The sequence below is a fragment of the Emticicia sp. BO119 genome (genome assembly GCF_013912375.1).
Lineage (GTDB): Bacteria > Bacteroidota > Bacteroidia > Cytophagales > Spirosomataceae > Emticicia.
Window position 1 is genome coordinate 38,173 of record NZ_JACETV010000011.1, and the last position, 15,872, is coordinate 54,044.

Annotated in this window: 7 protein-coding genes; all 7 read right to left on the reverse strand. The window is 38.3% G+C overall.

All coding sequences use genetic code 11. From position 1 onward, the window contains the following. Positions 1-40 precede the first annotated feature (40 nt). The 7 genes from H1R81_RS24960 to H1R81_RS24990 all read right to left on the reverse strand — a co-directional run bounded on the left by H1R81_RS24960 (position 41) and on the right by H1R81_RS24990 (position 15,715). Complete coding sequence (locus H1R81_RS24960; RefSeq protein ID WP_181843481.1) at positions 41-5,977, reverse strand: FG-GAP-like repeat-containing protein; 5,937 nt, start codon at positions 5,975-5,977, stop codon at positions 41-43. A gap of 239 nt (positions 5,978-6,216) precedes the next feature. Further along, a complete protein-coding gene (locus tag H1R81_RS24965) occupies positions 6,217-7,353 on the reverse strand; it encodes a DUF2911 domain-containing protein (RefSeq protein WP_181843482.1) in 1,137 nt (378 codons plus the stop codon). A gap of 246 nt (positions 7,354-7,599) precedes the next feature. Further along, positions 7,600-7,794 (reverse strand): hypothetical protein, encoded by a 195-nt coding sequence (locus H1R81_RS24970; RefSeq protein ID WP_181843483.1) that lies wholly within the window; start codon positions 7,792-7,794, stop codon positions 7,600-7,602. Positions 7,795-7,942: 148 nt separating this feature from the next. Beyond that, complete coding sequence (locus H1R81_RS24975) at positions 7,943-9,718, reverse strand: PD40 domain-containing protein (RefSeq protein WP_181843484.1); 1,776 nt, start codon at positions 9,716-9,718, stop codon at positions 7,943-7,945. A 238-nt stretch (positions 9,719-9,956) separates the two neighbouring features. Then, complete coding sequence (locus H1R81_RS24980) at positions 9,957-11,483, reverse strand: S9 family peptidase (protein WP_181843485.1); 1,527 nt, start codon at positions 11,481-11,483, stop codon at positions 9,957-9,959. A gap of 200 nt (positions 11,484-11,683) precedes the next feature. Beyond that, a complete protein-coding gene (locus H1R81_RS24985; RefSeq protein ID WP_181843486.1) occupies positions 11,684-13,258 on the reverse strand; it encodes a hypothetical protein in 1,575 nt (524 codons plus the stop codon). An 18-nt stretch (positions 13,259-13,276) separates the two neighbouring features. Beyond that, complete coding sequence (locus H1R81_RS24990) at positions 13,277-15,715, reverse strand: hypothetical protein (RefSeq protein WP_181843487.1); 2,439 nt, start codon at positions 15,713-15,715, stop codon at positions 13,277-13,279. Between the last annotated feature and the right edge of the window lie 157 nt (positions 15,716-15,872).

Sequence of the window (15,872 nt, forward strand, 5' to 3'; positions counted from 1 at the left end):
TTTAATTTTTATCAGCCTATTTTATTACAGAATATATCTATCAATTACTACAACCACCTATGTAAGCCCTGAAAATACTTCCATTTTGTGCTTCAAACCCTGCATTCAGCAAAATTGCATTTCCTGCCTTATAAGTTACGCTGGCAGGTGAAATAATCTTATTTGTGGCTGTAATGGTTTGTATCGCTATTTGTGCTGTAGCACCTGATGAAATATTAGTTGTTAAGTTGAGTGTAGATGATGAAGCCGCTACAGTGACCAAATTTGTGGCTATACGATTGGTTTGACAATTGCCATTTTTACAGGATACATAATAAATAGTATTTACTGTCGGACTTTGAGAGAAGTTAGTGCCTGTTCCGATGACTGTTCCGCCGGTTGCCTGATTATACCAGGTAACTGTTCCGGCAGCGCAGGTAGCTGATAGTGAAACGTTTGAACCTGAACAAATGGCTGTAGAGCTTACGGAAATGGCTGTTGGCAAAGGTGGTTGCGTAGTTACAACTACCTGATTTGTTGCCATTCTGGATGTCTCACATAAGCCATTAACACAGGAAACATAATAGGTAGTTGTACTGACAGGGCTTTGAATAAGAGGAGAGGTAGTCCCGATAATGGTGCCAGCGGTTTGTTGGTTATACCATCTGATCATTCCTATGGCACAACTGGCTGTTAAAGTGATATTAGTACCTGAACAAATGGCGGCTGAACTCACAGAAGCCCCGGTAGGTGTTGAGAGGGTGGGAGATATAGTTACTATAACATCTACAAAATCACTTGAGCAATCAGGAGTTCCGTCATTTTCGCACCGCACTTTATATGTGGTATTCGTGCTAAGATCAGGTGTTACAAAGGCTGAGCCTGTACCTTGTAAGCCTGTACCTGTTGAGTTGTACCATTTGACAGTTCCTTCAGCACAATTAGCTGATAAAGAAGTGCTTGTATTAGCACATATAGTCGGATTTGCTGTGCCTGTCGGAATCGGAACGCTAACAATAGTTACATCAACCTCATTAAAGACACTCAGACAAGAGCCAATAGCGCAAAAAACTTTGTAAGTAGTATTTGTTGTTAAATTTGGTGTTATAAAGGGCGCACCAGTATAGAGTAAAGTCGTTTCATCTGAATCAAACCATTTAACAGTTCCAGCAGAACATATAGCTGATAAGGAAGCACTTGTATTTTTGCAAATTGTTCTGGGGGTAAGATCAAAAGGTGCGTTAATAGGAGGGGTTACATTAACCGAAACATCTACAAAACTACTTACATTACAATCTTCACAACGAACGCTATAAATTCTGCTATCGGATAAAGGATTTGTAATAAATGGGGAGCCTGTGGCCTCTAAATGCCCAGTACTTGAAGAGTACCACCTGACAATACCGGAGGTACAAGTGGCGGTTAAAGTGGCTGATGAAGCAACGCAGACAGATACATCTGAGGTTGCGGGAGATGCCGGTGGGGTACAGCCATTTAAAGCAAAATTGATGGTACTAACATTGGATGCACTTATTTGCAAATTCCCGGTAAAAGAACCTTCTGACGAAGGATTAAATCTTACGTAAACAATGGTATTTGCAACCGAGCCACTGTTTGGAGTAATTGAAATATTACTACTAAATCCACTATTTGCATTGAGGGAGACCTGAAAACCCGTAGGGGCTGTGATTATAATATTACTACTCAGGCAAGAACCACCCCACACCTGTACGGTCTGTGTGGCAGAGGGAGTACCCACTGACCCCAGAAAATCAGCGAAAGTGCCGGGGACTTGTTCAAAAGCATTAAGGGTGCCATCTCCTTTTCCGATAACCATATCTAAAAAACCATCGCCATCAATATCACTAAAGGTTGAGTTTTGTGAGATACCAAGATTCAGGTTATTAAAACTATTGGTTACCAGATTAAAAGTAAGGCTGTTAGGATTTGCTTGTTTATAATAGACAAAAGTGGTGGAACTCCTTCCAATAATAAAATCTAATAAACCATTGTTGTCGAAATCTGTAAAAGCAGGACTTATGCTGCTTTGAAGATCTGTACCAAGAAAAGAATTTGTGACCAGATTGAATATGAGGCTATTGGTTGAAGCCTGTTCGTAATGAATAAAATCTCCTCCGCTTTTGCCTATAATTAAATCGAGTAATCCATCTCCGTCAAGGTCTGTAAAAGTTGGTTTTGGCGCAACATTTCCCAGACTTATGCTATTGAATGTATTGGTAACCAGATTAAATGTCAGACTATTTAATGAAGCTTGTTCATAATGAGCAAGTGTACCGGTAAAACGTCCGATAATCAAATCCAATAAGTTATCTCCATCGAGGTCTGTAAAAGTCGGACTTGCGACATCGCCAACATCAATAGTATTGAAGTTACTTGTTACTAAAGTAAAATTCATGGTATTGACCGCTGTTTGTTTATAATGTACGAGTTTACCTTCCTGTTCTCCAATAATCATATCCAGTAATCCATCGCCATCGAGATCAATCAATTTAGGAATCGAACCTACACCAACATCTATACCATCAAGCGCTGTAATCGGACTAAATACCTGTGGGTTTTTAATTGCAGAGATTTTAGGAGTGGTAATATTTACAGCAATTGTTTCAAAATTACTTACACAACTACCATTATCACAGCGAACTTTATAATAGGTATTTGCAGTAAGATTAGATGTTATAAAGGGTGTGCCTGTGAATAATAAGGAAGTGCCAGATGCATCATACCATTTAATAGCTGCTGCTGCGCAATTGGCTGATAGTGTTGCGCTTGTATTATTGCAAACAGCTGTATTTGAAATACTTGTTGGATTTGCTACTATTGTAGCCGAGATATCTATAAAATTACTATGACAGGTATTTGCCTCGCAACGAACCTTATAATAGGCATTTGCATTGAGTATTGGCGTAACGAAAGGAGAACCTGAAAATAATAATGTAGTACCATCTACACTGTACCATTTAATTGTTCCGGTAGCACAACTGGCAGCTAAAGAAGCTGTTGTATTGTTACATACGGTTACAGTTGCTGTACCTGTTGGCATTCCAACAAAAGTATTTACTGTGACAATTACCTCTGCAAAATCGCCTATGCACTCAATACCACTTTCACAACGGACTTTATAGATAGTAGTTGAAGTAAGGTTAGAGGTTATAAAAGGTGAGCCTGTGCCTTGCAAGGTTGAGCCACTGGCATCATACCATTTAACATTACCTGTGGTACAACTCGCAGATAATGATGCAGTTGTATTGTAACATATCGTTGCATTAGCAATACCTGTTGGCGCAATAATAGTATTGCTTGTTGTGACGGTAATTTCTACAAAATTACTAATGCAGTCAGGAACACCGCCGCTTTCGCAACGAACTTTATAGGTGGTAGTTGAACTTAGGTTAGGGGTTTCAAAAGAAGAACCTGTGCTCAGTAGAGTAGTTCCTGCTGCGTCATACCATTTAACAGTACTACTACCGCAACTGGCGGATAACAATGCAGTTGTATTTTCACAGATAGTTAGGTTTGCTGTTCCTGTTGGTGAAACATCAGGTTTTACTGTAACAATAACATCGGCAAAAGCACTTACACAATTAGTAACCCCACCACTTTCACACCGAACTTTATAAATAGTATCTGAATTCAGCGCAGGTGTTATAAAAGGTGAACCAGTGCCTTGTAAGGCTGTACCTCCGGCATTATACCATTTGATAGTTCCATAAGAACAACTGGCTGACAGTGATGTATTTGTATTGCCACATATTGTCGGATTTACTGTGGCAGTTGGGTTACTGACTTCAGGTGTTACAGTAACTGTAATATCTGCAAAATCACTTGTGCAGCCTGGACTACCGCTAAGCTCACACCGAACTTTATAGGCGGTAGTTGAAGTTAAGTTTGGTGTTACAAAAGGAGAGCCTGTACTTTGTAGAGCTGTACCGTTGGCATCATACCATTTAATGGTTGCTCCGGTACAATTGGCCGATAGTGAAGCAGTTGTATTGTTACAGATAGTTGGGCTGGATGTGCCTGTGGGAGTTGTAAGCACACTTACTACGACATCAGAAAATTCACTTAGACATGAGCCAACAGCACAACCCACTTTGTATGTTGTACTTGTGGTTAAAGTAGGTGTTACAAAAGTAGTACCCGTATATAGTAAAGTCGTTTCGTCTGAAGCATACCATTTAACAGTTCCGGAAGAACACATAGCAGACAATGACGTGCTTGAATTACTACAAATTGTTTTTGACAAAAGATCAAACGCTCCGCTAATGGGAGAGCTTACAGTTATCTGAACACTCACAAAACTGCTTACATTACAACCTTCACAACGGACATTATATGTAGTATTAGAAGATAAAAGTGGCGTTACGAAAGGTGAGCCAGTACCTGATAAAGTACCAAACTGTGCGCTGTACCACTTGATAGTTCCGGTAGCACAGGTGGCCGATAATGTGGCCGAACTACCAGCACAAGCAGTTGCATTTGATGTGCCTGTTGGAGCAGAAGGCGGTGTGCAACCAGCCAAAGCGTAGTTTATAGTATTGGCATTGATAGCACTTATTGCCAGATTACCTGTAAAAGTGCCATCAGTCTGGGGGTTAAATCTTATATAAACTGTTGTATTTGAAACTGAGCCACCGCTTTGGGTAAGTGAAACACTATTAGCAAAGCCACTATTCTCATGTAAAGAAACTTCAAAACCTGTTGGCACTGTAACGGTAATATTACTACTCAGGCAAGAGCCACCCCATATCAGTATGGATTGCGTAGCTGTAGGTATACCTACTGTAGTAAGATAATTAGTGAAACTTCCAGGTATTTGTTCAAAAGCCTGGAGTGTACCGTCGCTTTTGCCACAAATTACCTCTAACAAACCATCTCCATCAATATCAGCTATAGTCGGATAAAAAGTGGAAAAGATACTTATAGCACTGAAATCATCGCTAACCAAGTTAAATGCTAAACTGTTTGCAGAAGCTTGTTGGTAGTGAATAATTTTACCATTTTTTGCAGTAATTAAATCTAATAAACCATCATTGTCAAAATCTGTAAAATTAGGGCTTGTCCCGATACTTGTATTAATAAAAGAACTTGTTACCAGATTGAATATGAGGCTATTGGCTGAGGCCTGTTCGTAGTGACTTAAATTATTATCAGATTTCCCAACAATTAAATCGAGTAATCCATCTCCATCGAGGTCTGTAAAAGTTGGTTTTGGCGCAACATTTCCCAGACTTATGCTATTGAAGGTATTGGTAACCAGATTAAATGTCAGACTATTTAATGAAGCTTGTTCATAATGAGCAAGTGTACCGGTAAAACGTCCGATAATCAAATCCAATAAGTTATCTCCATCGAGGTCTGTAAAAGTCGGACTTGCGACATCGCCAACATCAATAGTATTGAAGTTACTTGTTACTAAAGTAAAATTCATGGTATTGACCGCTGTTTGTTTATAATGTACGAGTTTACCTTCCTGTTCTCCAATAATCATATCCAGTAATCCATCGCCATCGAGATCAATCAATTTAGGGAATGCACTATTTCCTACATCTATACCATCAAAAGCGGCAATTGCTGCGTAGGTCAGCAGGTCTTTTGTGGCAGTAATTTTAGGTATATTAACCTTTACAATAGAAGTAGCTACTCTGCCGCTTTCTTCAATACCATTTACACATGAAGCATAATAGGTAGTATTAACTACCGGGTTTTGCGAAAGTCCAGTGCCTGTTCCAAGTACTGATCCACCGGTTTGTTGGTTATACCAGGTCACAGTTCCAGCAGAACAGTTAGCCAACAATGAAATACTTTCTCCTGCACAGATGGCTGTTGAACTTACAGAAACCCCGGTTGGATCTGGAGGCACAACCAGAATAGCCTTGTTATTCGGGTAATGGGCAGAACGAGAGGGTGAGGTATGAGCTTTGACAGGAGTCCACAACAATACTATTACAGAAATGAGTGGAAGTAAAAGTTTTTTCATGGGTGAAATCAGATTTGGGGTATTAAAAATCCATTTTCAGCCAAGCCTTAAATAAGTGAGAAAACTGATTTGAGCGGCATGAACTCAGGAGGGATTTTAAAGCAAATCTATTAACATAAAAAACACTTCTCAATACCCTCTTGAGGGGATATATTAGTGTAGAGCAAACCAATGAAAATTTCAATTCCTGTATTGAAAAGAATAAACTTATGTATGGAAATAGCAGTGATAGATATTGACTAATTTACGTCTTTATCTGCTTTTAATTTCTCAATCATAACTGCTACATTGTTTTTATTAAGAATATCTGGAGCCTTTTGTAAGGCTATGCCCATGTATTCGAGAGCCTTTTTGTAATCTCCTTTGGCTGAATACACTCTTCCCAGGCCTACGTTAGTCGTATATTCATCGGGATGCTTATCGTAATTATATTGTAATACTTTAAAAGCTTCATCAATTTGATTAGAACTGAGTAAAGTACGGCCAAAGAAATGCACTTCACGCATATTACCTATAGCCAATGCCTCCAGAATAATTGCCTTAGCTTCTGTTTTTTTGTTTAGGGCCATCAAGACAGCAGCATGGGTACTTAATGTAGAAAAGTTTTTTTCACCCATTACCCTCATATTAACTGCTCTGTTGGTCCAGATAAGTGCCTGTTCCAAATCATAATTATTGGCCAGGCAAAAATTAGCAGCTTGTATCAGATCACTTGCCGCACGGGTAGTCTGAAAATCTTTTTTAAATGATTCGATCTGTAATTTCAACCGGTCAGTTTCTACTCGGAAAGGTATTATGCGTTTTTCCCAGCTGAGAGCAATAGTGGCAGCGTTTTCAGTCTGGTTTAAGAACTCATATCTGAGCCATTCTACGCTTTGTTCCAGTGACTGATGTTTTACTCTTACCCGCAGCGCATCAGCTGTCGAGTCATAATAGAAGCTTCCCCATGAAGTGCTATTTTTTGAGAAAATCAATGTGCTTTCATCGGGACCGTTAATGACAAAGAAACCATATGTACCTGCTTCTAAGTCTTTCCCTTCGATTTTTACCCTATGGGAAAAAGAAATGGTTGTGTTTTCGTTAGCTCCCGCACGCCAGGGTACTGCATAACTGGTACCATGACCTAAATCCTGCAATCCATAATGGGCAACAGTAGTGCCCCAAATCCTACCTTCCCGACCTTTTACACCTGGTCGTGAATAATTGACCGCAATTTTTACTATACCAATCTGTTCAGTTACGGAGGCTTTTTTATTTCCTCCATCGGGTTCAAGTACAATGTTTGGAATCTGGGCTGTTACAGAGGTGGAAAATAGTTGTAATAAACAAAGAACCAGCAGTTTAAATGGCAAAGTGAGCGTAGGTGATTTTTGCATTTTCGGGTTTGTTTTAAGTAAAAGGATGTATTCAAAAATACATAAACCCTATGTGCGTTGTATCACCCAAAGTAGGGGAAAAGTAGTGAGTTGGCAATGATGGAAGAGATAGGCAGATGAAGAAAATGAAGTCTCAATGAAAATTAATTGGAAGGTTATATAGAGAGCCGGAAAGGAGAAAGAATAGATTGCTGTTGAGAAGAGTTTTGTACTCTTCTCAACAGCGGTTTAGAATTATCTGATTTTCTATGCTTCATCTTTTGTGGTACGAATCAGATTGATGCCTGATAAAAAAAAGATAAAGCCTATAATACCATAAATAATCAGAGACTTAATACTTTTTGCACCACCAGAGGTGTTGACAAATATTATAGCTGAATAAATAAGTCCTACTATACCCAAAACGGTAAGTATTGCTCCAAAGACTCTTTTGAGGTTCATAAGTTTATACTTTAAAAATTATGTGGTAATAAAATTCACAGGTTTAACTTATCAGAATAACTTAAAAAACTATGCCACGTCAAAGTATATACTTAAGTTGGATTATCTGTCAGGGTTAATTAATCATTTAGGATTATAAAAAGACAAATTATAAGACTTTTTTCCAAGTTTCACCATCCCATTCCCAAGTGTCATTTTCATCGATAGGCCAACTTATGCGGCCACCAAATAAGACCACTTTATCACGTTTTTTGTCATAAACCATATAACCCATTACACGTTTTGGAGGAGCTGTTGTTGAGAGTTTATGCCATTTTGTACCATCCCACCCCCATGTATCGTTTATTCTTTGCCCGTTTGATATACCCCCTGAAAGTATCATCATACCTCGTTTGCTGTCGTAGCAATAGCCGGGTACTAATCTTTCTCCCGGATTTTCACCTTCAGTTTTGACGTTTATCCAGCTGTTGCCATCAAACTCCCAGATACCGTCGTTTATGCCACCATACAATACTGTTTTACCTCGTTTTTCATCATATATCATTGCAAAACCCTGTCGACCTTCCGGCGAAGTGCCTTCAAATTTATGCCATTTTTCCCCATCCCATTCATAGGTAGAGTTATTTACGAGGTTTCTTCCTGAAGAGCCTCCGAATAAAACAAATCTGTTTCGTCTACTATCGTACACAAAGCCCGCTTCAGCAGCCTTCATTTCAGGTAATTCATTGATAGTTCTCCACCGCTCATTTTCAAAAATCCGAAGGTCGGCTAATGAATTATTATTATAAAAGCCGCCAAATGAATAGATTTTTTGCTGTTTGGTATGGTACGCCATTTTCATACCACTGCGTTCATCGCCGATATTTCCTATTTTTTTCCAGGTCTTCCCATTGTAAGACCAAACATCGTTAAAAAATGGGATGGTCTTTCCACTTTCTAAAGGCGAGCTACCACCAAAAAGCATTACTTTGCTGGTTTTCTCATCATAAATCAATTCATGGTGGGCACGTTTGGCAGGAATAGTTTTTGATATATAGCCTGGCCGAAGTTCATCAATTACTGAGGCATCAATCCAGTAGATGTTATTATCATTGTTTCTACTGCTGCCCCAGAAGAGGTATTTGCCATCAGGTGATAGCCCTGCAAATCGCTCTGAAGCTTCTGTATTTATTTTTGTACCCATATTAATAGGCTCTGTCCAGATGCTATTCTGATTGAAGCAGATAAACAAATCATTACTACCCAAGCCACCAGGCCTGTTCGATTCAAATATGATGAAATCTTCGTTGGGCGAAACAAAAGGGCCATCTTCATAATTAGTTGAGTTTATATCAGGAGGGAGGTCAATATTTGCGGAAGGGTTATTAATTGAAACTGCTCTGATGTCAAAAATTTTTCCAGCTTCTTTTCTGAATGAGTAGTAGAGATGCCCATTAGCCGTAATGGAATGAGCATAAGTTGCACCATTGCAAATAGCAGTATCAAGTGGTGTGGGTTTCCCCCATCCGTCTTTGGTTTTTTCTACCTGCCAAATCCACATATCTTCTAATTGAGGAAAACCTTTCGGTAGGGGTCGGCGTGAAGAAAAATACAGGGTTTTTCCGTCAGGCGAAAACCTCGGATAAACATCATCGAAACCTTCTGACAAAAATGATGGTCTTGAAGGATCTGTCCATTTTCCATTGATTTTTCTGGACTCTAAAATGTACATTGGGCTATCTAACAAACACCATAATATCAGATCATTCTCTTTTGAAATGGCTGGCGCACTGTGCTCGAGCGCATCAGTACTGACAATACCTTTGGCAAAAACGCGCGCTTCTTTGCCCGGTGAAGGGAGGTCGAAATAAGGTGTAGGTTTAGAATAAGATATGCCTTTAGTTAAGGTAATTAAGAGAAATATTGTAAGTAAGTGCTTTTTCATTTTTGGAAGTCATTTATTACAAAATTACCTCATGCTGAATTGAGGTTAATAACCCAATTGATGGGATTTTAATTTACTCTCTGGCGTCTAAATTAATTGGAATTAAATACGATATGGGATAGTTTTAAAGAAGGTTTCCTTTAATGCTATAGGTAGGGTCATTTTTTACAGCATTAATATCTGAATGAAAAAGCTCTTGCACGAATCGGCAAGAGCTTCCGAATTTTTAATTGAAGTACTACTTTTCATATTTTAAAACCCTGTTAGCCCACGGAATGAAATGTTGCATATTGGGCCAGTCTGTATGCCCGCCATCATGTTGACGCCAGGCTAACTGTCCATTTAACATATCTGTATTGACTGGGGGCATTTTCTCAGTCATATAATCATTAGAAACACCAAGGTCTTTAGCTCCTAATAACTTATATACTGATCCCGCAGCTACAGTTGCCATATAGCTTCCCTGTTGGTCGAGCCATTTGGCATCACCTTTTTCAGGAATTCCATAACTGATAAAGGTTGGTCTTGGTGCACAAAGGGCTATGAGTTCATGAGAATCGACCGATAAATCACAACCTGTTTTAGCTCCGAAACTTGCTTCTTCAGTACCATATTTCATATAATTACCCCCCATCCAATAATAAAAACCTCCGGTAAGGTTTTCAACTCCCTCTCCGAATATCCTGCGGTGTAGTGTAGATCCGCCTTTGCCTGATGAGCCAATCAGACCTATGGCAAAACGAGGTTCAAATGCAAGCGTAACTAAGGCAGCTTTACCATAGCGTGATACGCCTTCAATGCCGACTCTTCGGGCATCTACTGAAGGATCTGTTTCCAGATAATCAAGTCCACGTGCGGCTCCCCAGGCCCATGCTCTCAAGGCTCCCCAGTCTTCTGGTTTTCTGGGTTGGCCTTTGTTAACCAAACCAATGATGCCTCTCGTTAAGCCAGCACCATTATCAGCCTGAATACTGGCAGGTTCAATAGTGGCATATCCCCAGCCTGCCGCCAATAATTGCTCGGTTGAAGGTGACTCACCATTGATAGGTGGGGCAAAGAAATTAGGGCCGGGTAATCGGGTAACAGGGGTATAAGCAGGATATTGATCAAAGATCGCTTTTAATGAAGGATCATGCTTAATCATCATATCTTTAAAAGCAACATTGAGTTTCTCCATGTGTTCGGGGCTGGGTTGGGCTGGAGCCGGAAACGATGGCCTACCCAACATCATCAGTACCGGAACAGGGCCTTTTACATTGGTAGGCACGACTAACATCATATTTATATCAACATTAATCAATGGGTACTCGCTGTTGTCAACATGCCCTACCAATTGTTTGGCTACAACGGGTATTCTATTAACCACTTCTTTATCTGTAATTTTTACCGTCCAGGTTACTTTAGGTACATTTTTAGGGACTCTGCCATACAATTCTCTTTCAAATTCTTCTGCCAGTTCGGGTCGGCGTTTATTCCACCAATCCTCGGTAGTGGTTACTTTTTTGCCATTTTTGAGAGTCAGGGCATCAGGTAATACAGGGCAGGGATTAGCGGCTGACTCGTTGTAATTCGCAGGGTTTTGCGCTGTTTCACTACTGTTATAGCCGGGTCTTAATTTTTTGATACCTAATTGTTGCATCATGTTTTCACGGTCTTGCTGGTCGGTGTAAGTTACCAGAGGAGGCAAGCCATCTTTGGAAGAGGCCGAATTTTGTGCCATAGCATTTGCAGATGCTAATAGCAACGAAAAAAGGATTTTTCTCATTAGTTAAATAATAATTAAGATTGAATTGGTTTTCTTAGATTGTAAAGTGTGGAACTCAAAAAACAAAAAATAAGTGTAATATTGACATATTAAATCTAATTCCTATTCATGAGACTTCAAAGGAATTATAGAACTTTTAGAAATGAAGAATTTTTGATCTCTGATATAAAGGGGTCATCATTATAATCAGGTAGAGATTTTTACTCGTTTTTGATAATAATATCAAAGTATAATTTATGTTCACTCTGGTCTTCTTTTATCTCGCCAGCAGATGGAAAATCAATATCAGACCGTAAGATTGCGGGTCTCCCATTGATTATTTTTGCTTTTTGCTGAAGCCTTTTCATTATATTGTTATAGGGAATTTTATCCCAGTTATTGTCTTTTGCATCAGATTCATTTACTGGTACGGCAGCAATCAGGTTTTTGTCTTTCATTAGTTCAAGGCCTTTATTTTGTGGAGTGCCATTGTGGCTGCCATGATGGCTTACTTTGTAAAAAACGGTTCGCATCAATAAATCTTCCACTGTAACCTTCTCTTTTTTACCATTTTTAAGTATATCCCACTCCATTTTTTTTTCAAACCATGAAAGCCAGTTACCATATTGAGCATCACCAGGAAATAGAAGGACTTTTCCTGAATCAATCATTTCAATAGCTAAAACCAGGCTTGTATTATTAGTATGGTTATTTAATTTCATAGCCAGCGGCTCAATGTAAGATAAATAATCATTATCAATCCGACGTATTTCATTCGTCGGCTTATCTGAAATATAAGATTGAAAAACCTCACTCTTTATGATATTCTTAATTATTTTCTTTTGTTCGCTTTCCCTAAGTGCCTGATTTTCTAATTCGTATGGTTCTATTTCGTTTGTAGTTTCTTTTGACTTATAAAGTGCCCAATGCTCATCAAACGGAATATCCTTATTTGACCATTTTTTTTGCTTATCGGCATCAGCAAATAAGTAAGAATTCATGAACGAGTTCGGGTTATTAAAATTTGCTTCGGTAGACATCTCTAATATTTTATCACTTAGATAGAGATCTCCTGATAATGTTGATTCATTTTTACGAAGATAATCCCATTCTTTAGGCGGGCCAAGAACGTATATACGTATGCCTCCCCAATCTAAGTCGATTATTTTCCCTGATTCATGGAAAACGGTTTTTGATTTAATACCTTTCCATACCTTTGAAAGAATATCGGTTAATTTCTTGTTTTCAGAAGTACCTTCAAATGCTAAAATTTGATTTATGTTATCTATCGATTTGTTAAAAGCCTCTTTTCTTTTCAGATTGGGCTTATCATCATTAATTTTCTGGTAGTCTTTCTTTAGCTGAGAAACGCCAAGCCTTATATTATCTTCAATTTTTACTTTTACATTTTTTAGTTCGGCGGCAGTCTGATTTTCTTCTTCGGTCCAGGCTAACCAAAGTTTTTCAAATTCTAATTCAGAAATAATATCCCCGGCCTGGCTTTTCGTAAATCCTGAAAAATGATCCCAATGCTGATGCGTAACGGCCAGAACATCAACTTTACCTTTTGTTTTGCTTAAAATATTTTTTGCTATGTTTTTCATTTTCTCCTGCTTCTGGAGCTCTTTGTCTTTTGCACCTTTATTTTTTTTTACACTCATCAAAACCCCAAAGTCAATCATAATATGCCGTAATTTCTTAGGGTTTTTATAGTGGAAAGTTAATAGGAAGCAGTCGCCAAATCCCTGGCGATACATTCTTATATTAACAGAAGTAAGTTTTTGATTTTTTGACATAGAGATTTATTAAGCGTTTTAGTGGTCTCGATGGAGCATTGCAAAAGGTTCAAGCAGCGATTGCATCACAAAGGGGTTTGTTTCGCCGTTGCCTGTTTTTTCTAATTTTAAAAAACTTTTAATATCGTTTATGTCATTTACTCTTTTTACGATACGATATTTTAACTCAGGTTTACTTGCCTCAATAATAAGCGTGCTACCACCTCTGAAAACTAATGATTCTTCGGTTATGTAATCGAAATTTAATTCTGGCTGATCAGGCTGACGCTTCAGCAGATATAAATCCTGATATAAGCTAAGAATTACTTGTTTAGTAGTAACGCTATCAGGGCCGACTCTCAATGAATAATGTAGATTGTAGACCTGGAAATTGGGATAGTAAACGAGTTTGTTGTTTTTATTATTTTTATCACTTTTGGGCTTATCAAGGCGCCTGTTAATTTTTATAAATGGCTGGTATTTTTCTCCTTCTATAACTATGTGGTTATCTTCAAAAATAGTTTTGTTTTCAGCTTTCAATAATGATGAAACAGACAGAAATCCTTCTGTTTTTTCAATTTCATCAATGGTATATTTATCAAAATATATTCCTTCGTTCGGAGCATTCTCATTAAGAAGGGGTACAATGAATCCTGATAATTCTTCCAAAATCTGCAATCTCTTGCCAATTTCTTTCTGAGCATCTTCTTTTTCTGTAAATTCATTTTCAATAGATTGCCTATTACGATCAAATAATTCTTTGGCATATTCTATGGCTTTATCTAATTCTTTAATCTTTAGTTTAGAGGCCTTGTCGGTTTGTACCACAAGCTGAGTTTTTTCATTGTTAATGGAGTTTATGGCTTTATCATACTCATACTGGGCATCAATGTGTCGGCTTTCTTTTTCTAATTCATTTATTGTACGCTCATACACACTTAGTTTTTCTCGTTTTCCTTTATTTTCGAACCTCTCTTTATTAAGTGTAACCATTAATCTTCTGATAGCCCGATGAAGCCTAAATTTTGAATCATTACCGATTTCGAAAATCTTTTCCCGGTTTTGCTCTTTAAAAATTCTTCTACTGAATATTTCTATTTCATTTATTACTCTTTGAAAAGAAGCATCTGTTCTCAGGTAGCTTTCAATTTCTTTTCTATTAAGAATATTATAGATAAGACTTTCTTCTGACAGCGAAAAAATATTTTTAGGATAAATGCCCCACTCTTTAAAAGATTCAATAAATGCTACTCTGTAAGCATAATCATCATCTGCCACAAGGTCATTGTCTGCCGTAATAATAGCCCTAAGGAAATCACCGAAATTTACTCTTACAGGCGGGCAATAATCTAAAGCACGAATACACATACTAAGTACGTGCTTGGCAGATAATGAGGCTTCACTTGCTAACCTATTTACCATATCAGGATGAATAGCCCCCTCGGGTAAAACACCTGTTCCGTTCGTATAAATTCTGAACAAATCGCTCGCTCTCGCTTTATATATTTTCAGAAAAGCTCTGAAAATTGTAGCTACTAAAATAGCCCCTCTTCCATGAGCTTCCATCACGGTTTTATATAGTAAAGGATTTGGTTTTGTCAGTTGCCATTTACCATCTTTATCTTTACTTCCCAGCGCATTTCTTAATGAACCGTAGTTTCCGATTGCGAGGCCTAATTGTTGTGCGAGTTCTCCCAAAAGATTATAGTTTTCTAATTCTCCTCTTGTCTGCGCTATCTGATTCTTTAAAACTTCAGGAAAAGTAAAATGCTGAAAGAGCGCAACAATGTCGGAGAAGGCCTCGTGTAGGGCAAGAGTATCTTCTGTTAAGGCTACGACATACTGTTTATGTTGCCCATCTATTAAGGCGTGAGTTACTTCATGAGCAATAATATCATGAGAGAGACAAGTAAAAACAAGTGTGCCTGGCATAATAGCCGTCTCGTCGGGAGGTCGGGCGACAAAATAGCCAAAAAGTACTGCTTTTTTATCAGGGCTATAGTAAGCGTTGGCCTCTCTAATAGCATGCGGATAAAGCCGGAGTCTTTGAACAAATTCTTCGCGATAATACTTTCTTTTCTCTTCTTCCTTCTTATAATCGAAAGAAGACCAAAGTACTTTCCGACCTAATGCCTTCTCAAAGTTTTCGATGGTTATCATAGCTACTGCATATACCATTTGCTGATGAAACTGCGGATTACTTTCGGAAGGGGGAAGCCCGTCAAGAGCTAAGATATATTCATCGTTTAGATCAACAGGCTCATAAAAAGCCTTACTTGCGGGGTCAATGTCTATTACTTCGAGGTATTCTCCGATAGGACCCTTCTTTAATGAGTCTTCCCATTTTACTTTAAAGACTACGAGGTTTACCTCTGCCATTTCTAAACGAGTAGATAAACTCGGATCAAATGCATAGCCTCTTAATCTTCTGAATAATGGACGATAACGACTTGTAGAGGTATCTTTTTCAGTACTCATGGGTTGAAGATTTTCAAATAATTTGCACAGACAAAATTTTCAAAGTATTGTTTTGTCGGCCATAAAGGATAGTCTTACTAAGAAACCTAATAAATGGCATTAAAACAAAGAAAAATTATTATCCGGCACTTTTATAGGAAAAGTGACCCATATTCTT

What these genes read in the sequence shown, in the direction of transcription:
- H1R81_RS24970 (WP_181843483.1), bottom strand. Translation starts at nt 7,794, where the DNA reads ATGAACCTCAAAAGAGTCTTTGGAGCAATACTTACCGTTTTGGGTATA.
- H1R81_RS24985 (WP_181843486.1), bottom strand. Translation starts at nt 13,258, where the DNA reads ATGTCAAAAAATCAAAAACTTACTTCTGTTAATATAAGAATGTATCGC.
- H1R81_RS24980 (WP_181843485.1), bottom strand. Translation starts at nt 11,483, where the DNA reads ATGAGAAAAATCCTTTTTTCGTTGCTATTAGCATCTGCAAATGCTATG.
- H1R81_RS24965 (WP_181843482.1), bottom strand. Translation starts at nt 7,353, where the DNA reads ATGCAAAAATCACCTACGCTCACTTTGCCATTTAAACTGCTGGTTCTT.
- H1R81_RS24960 (WP_181843481.1), bottom strand. Translation starts at nt 5,977, where the DNA reads ATGAAAAAACTTTTACTTCCACTCATTTCTGTAATAGTATTGTTGTGG.
- H1R81_RS24990 (WP_181843487.1), bottom strand. Translation starts at nt 15,715, where the DNA reads ATGAGTACTGAAAAAGATACCTCTACAAGTCGTTATCGTCCATTATTC.
- H1R81_RS24975 (WP_181843484.1), bottom strand. Translation starts at nt 9,718, where the DNA reads ATGAAAAAGCACTTACTTACAATATTTCTCTTAATTACCTTAACTAAA.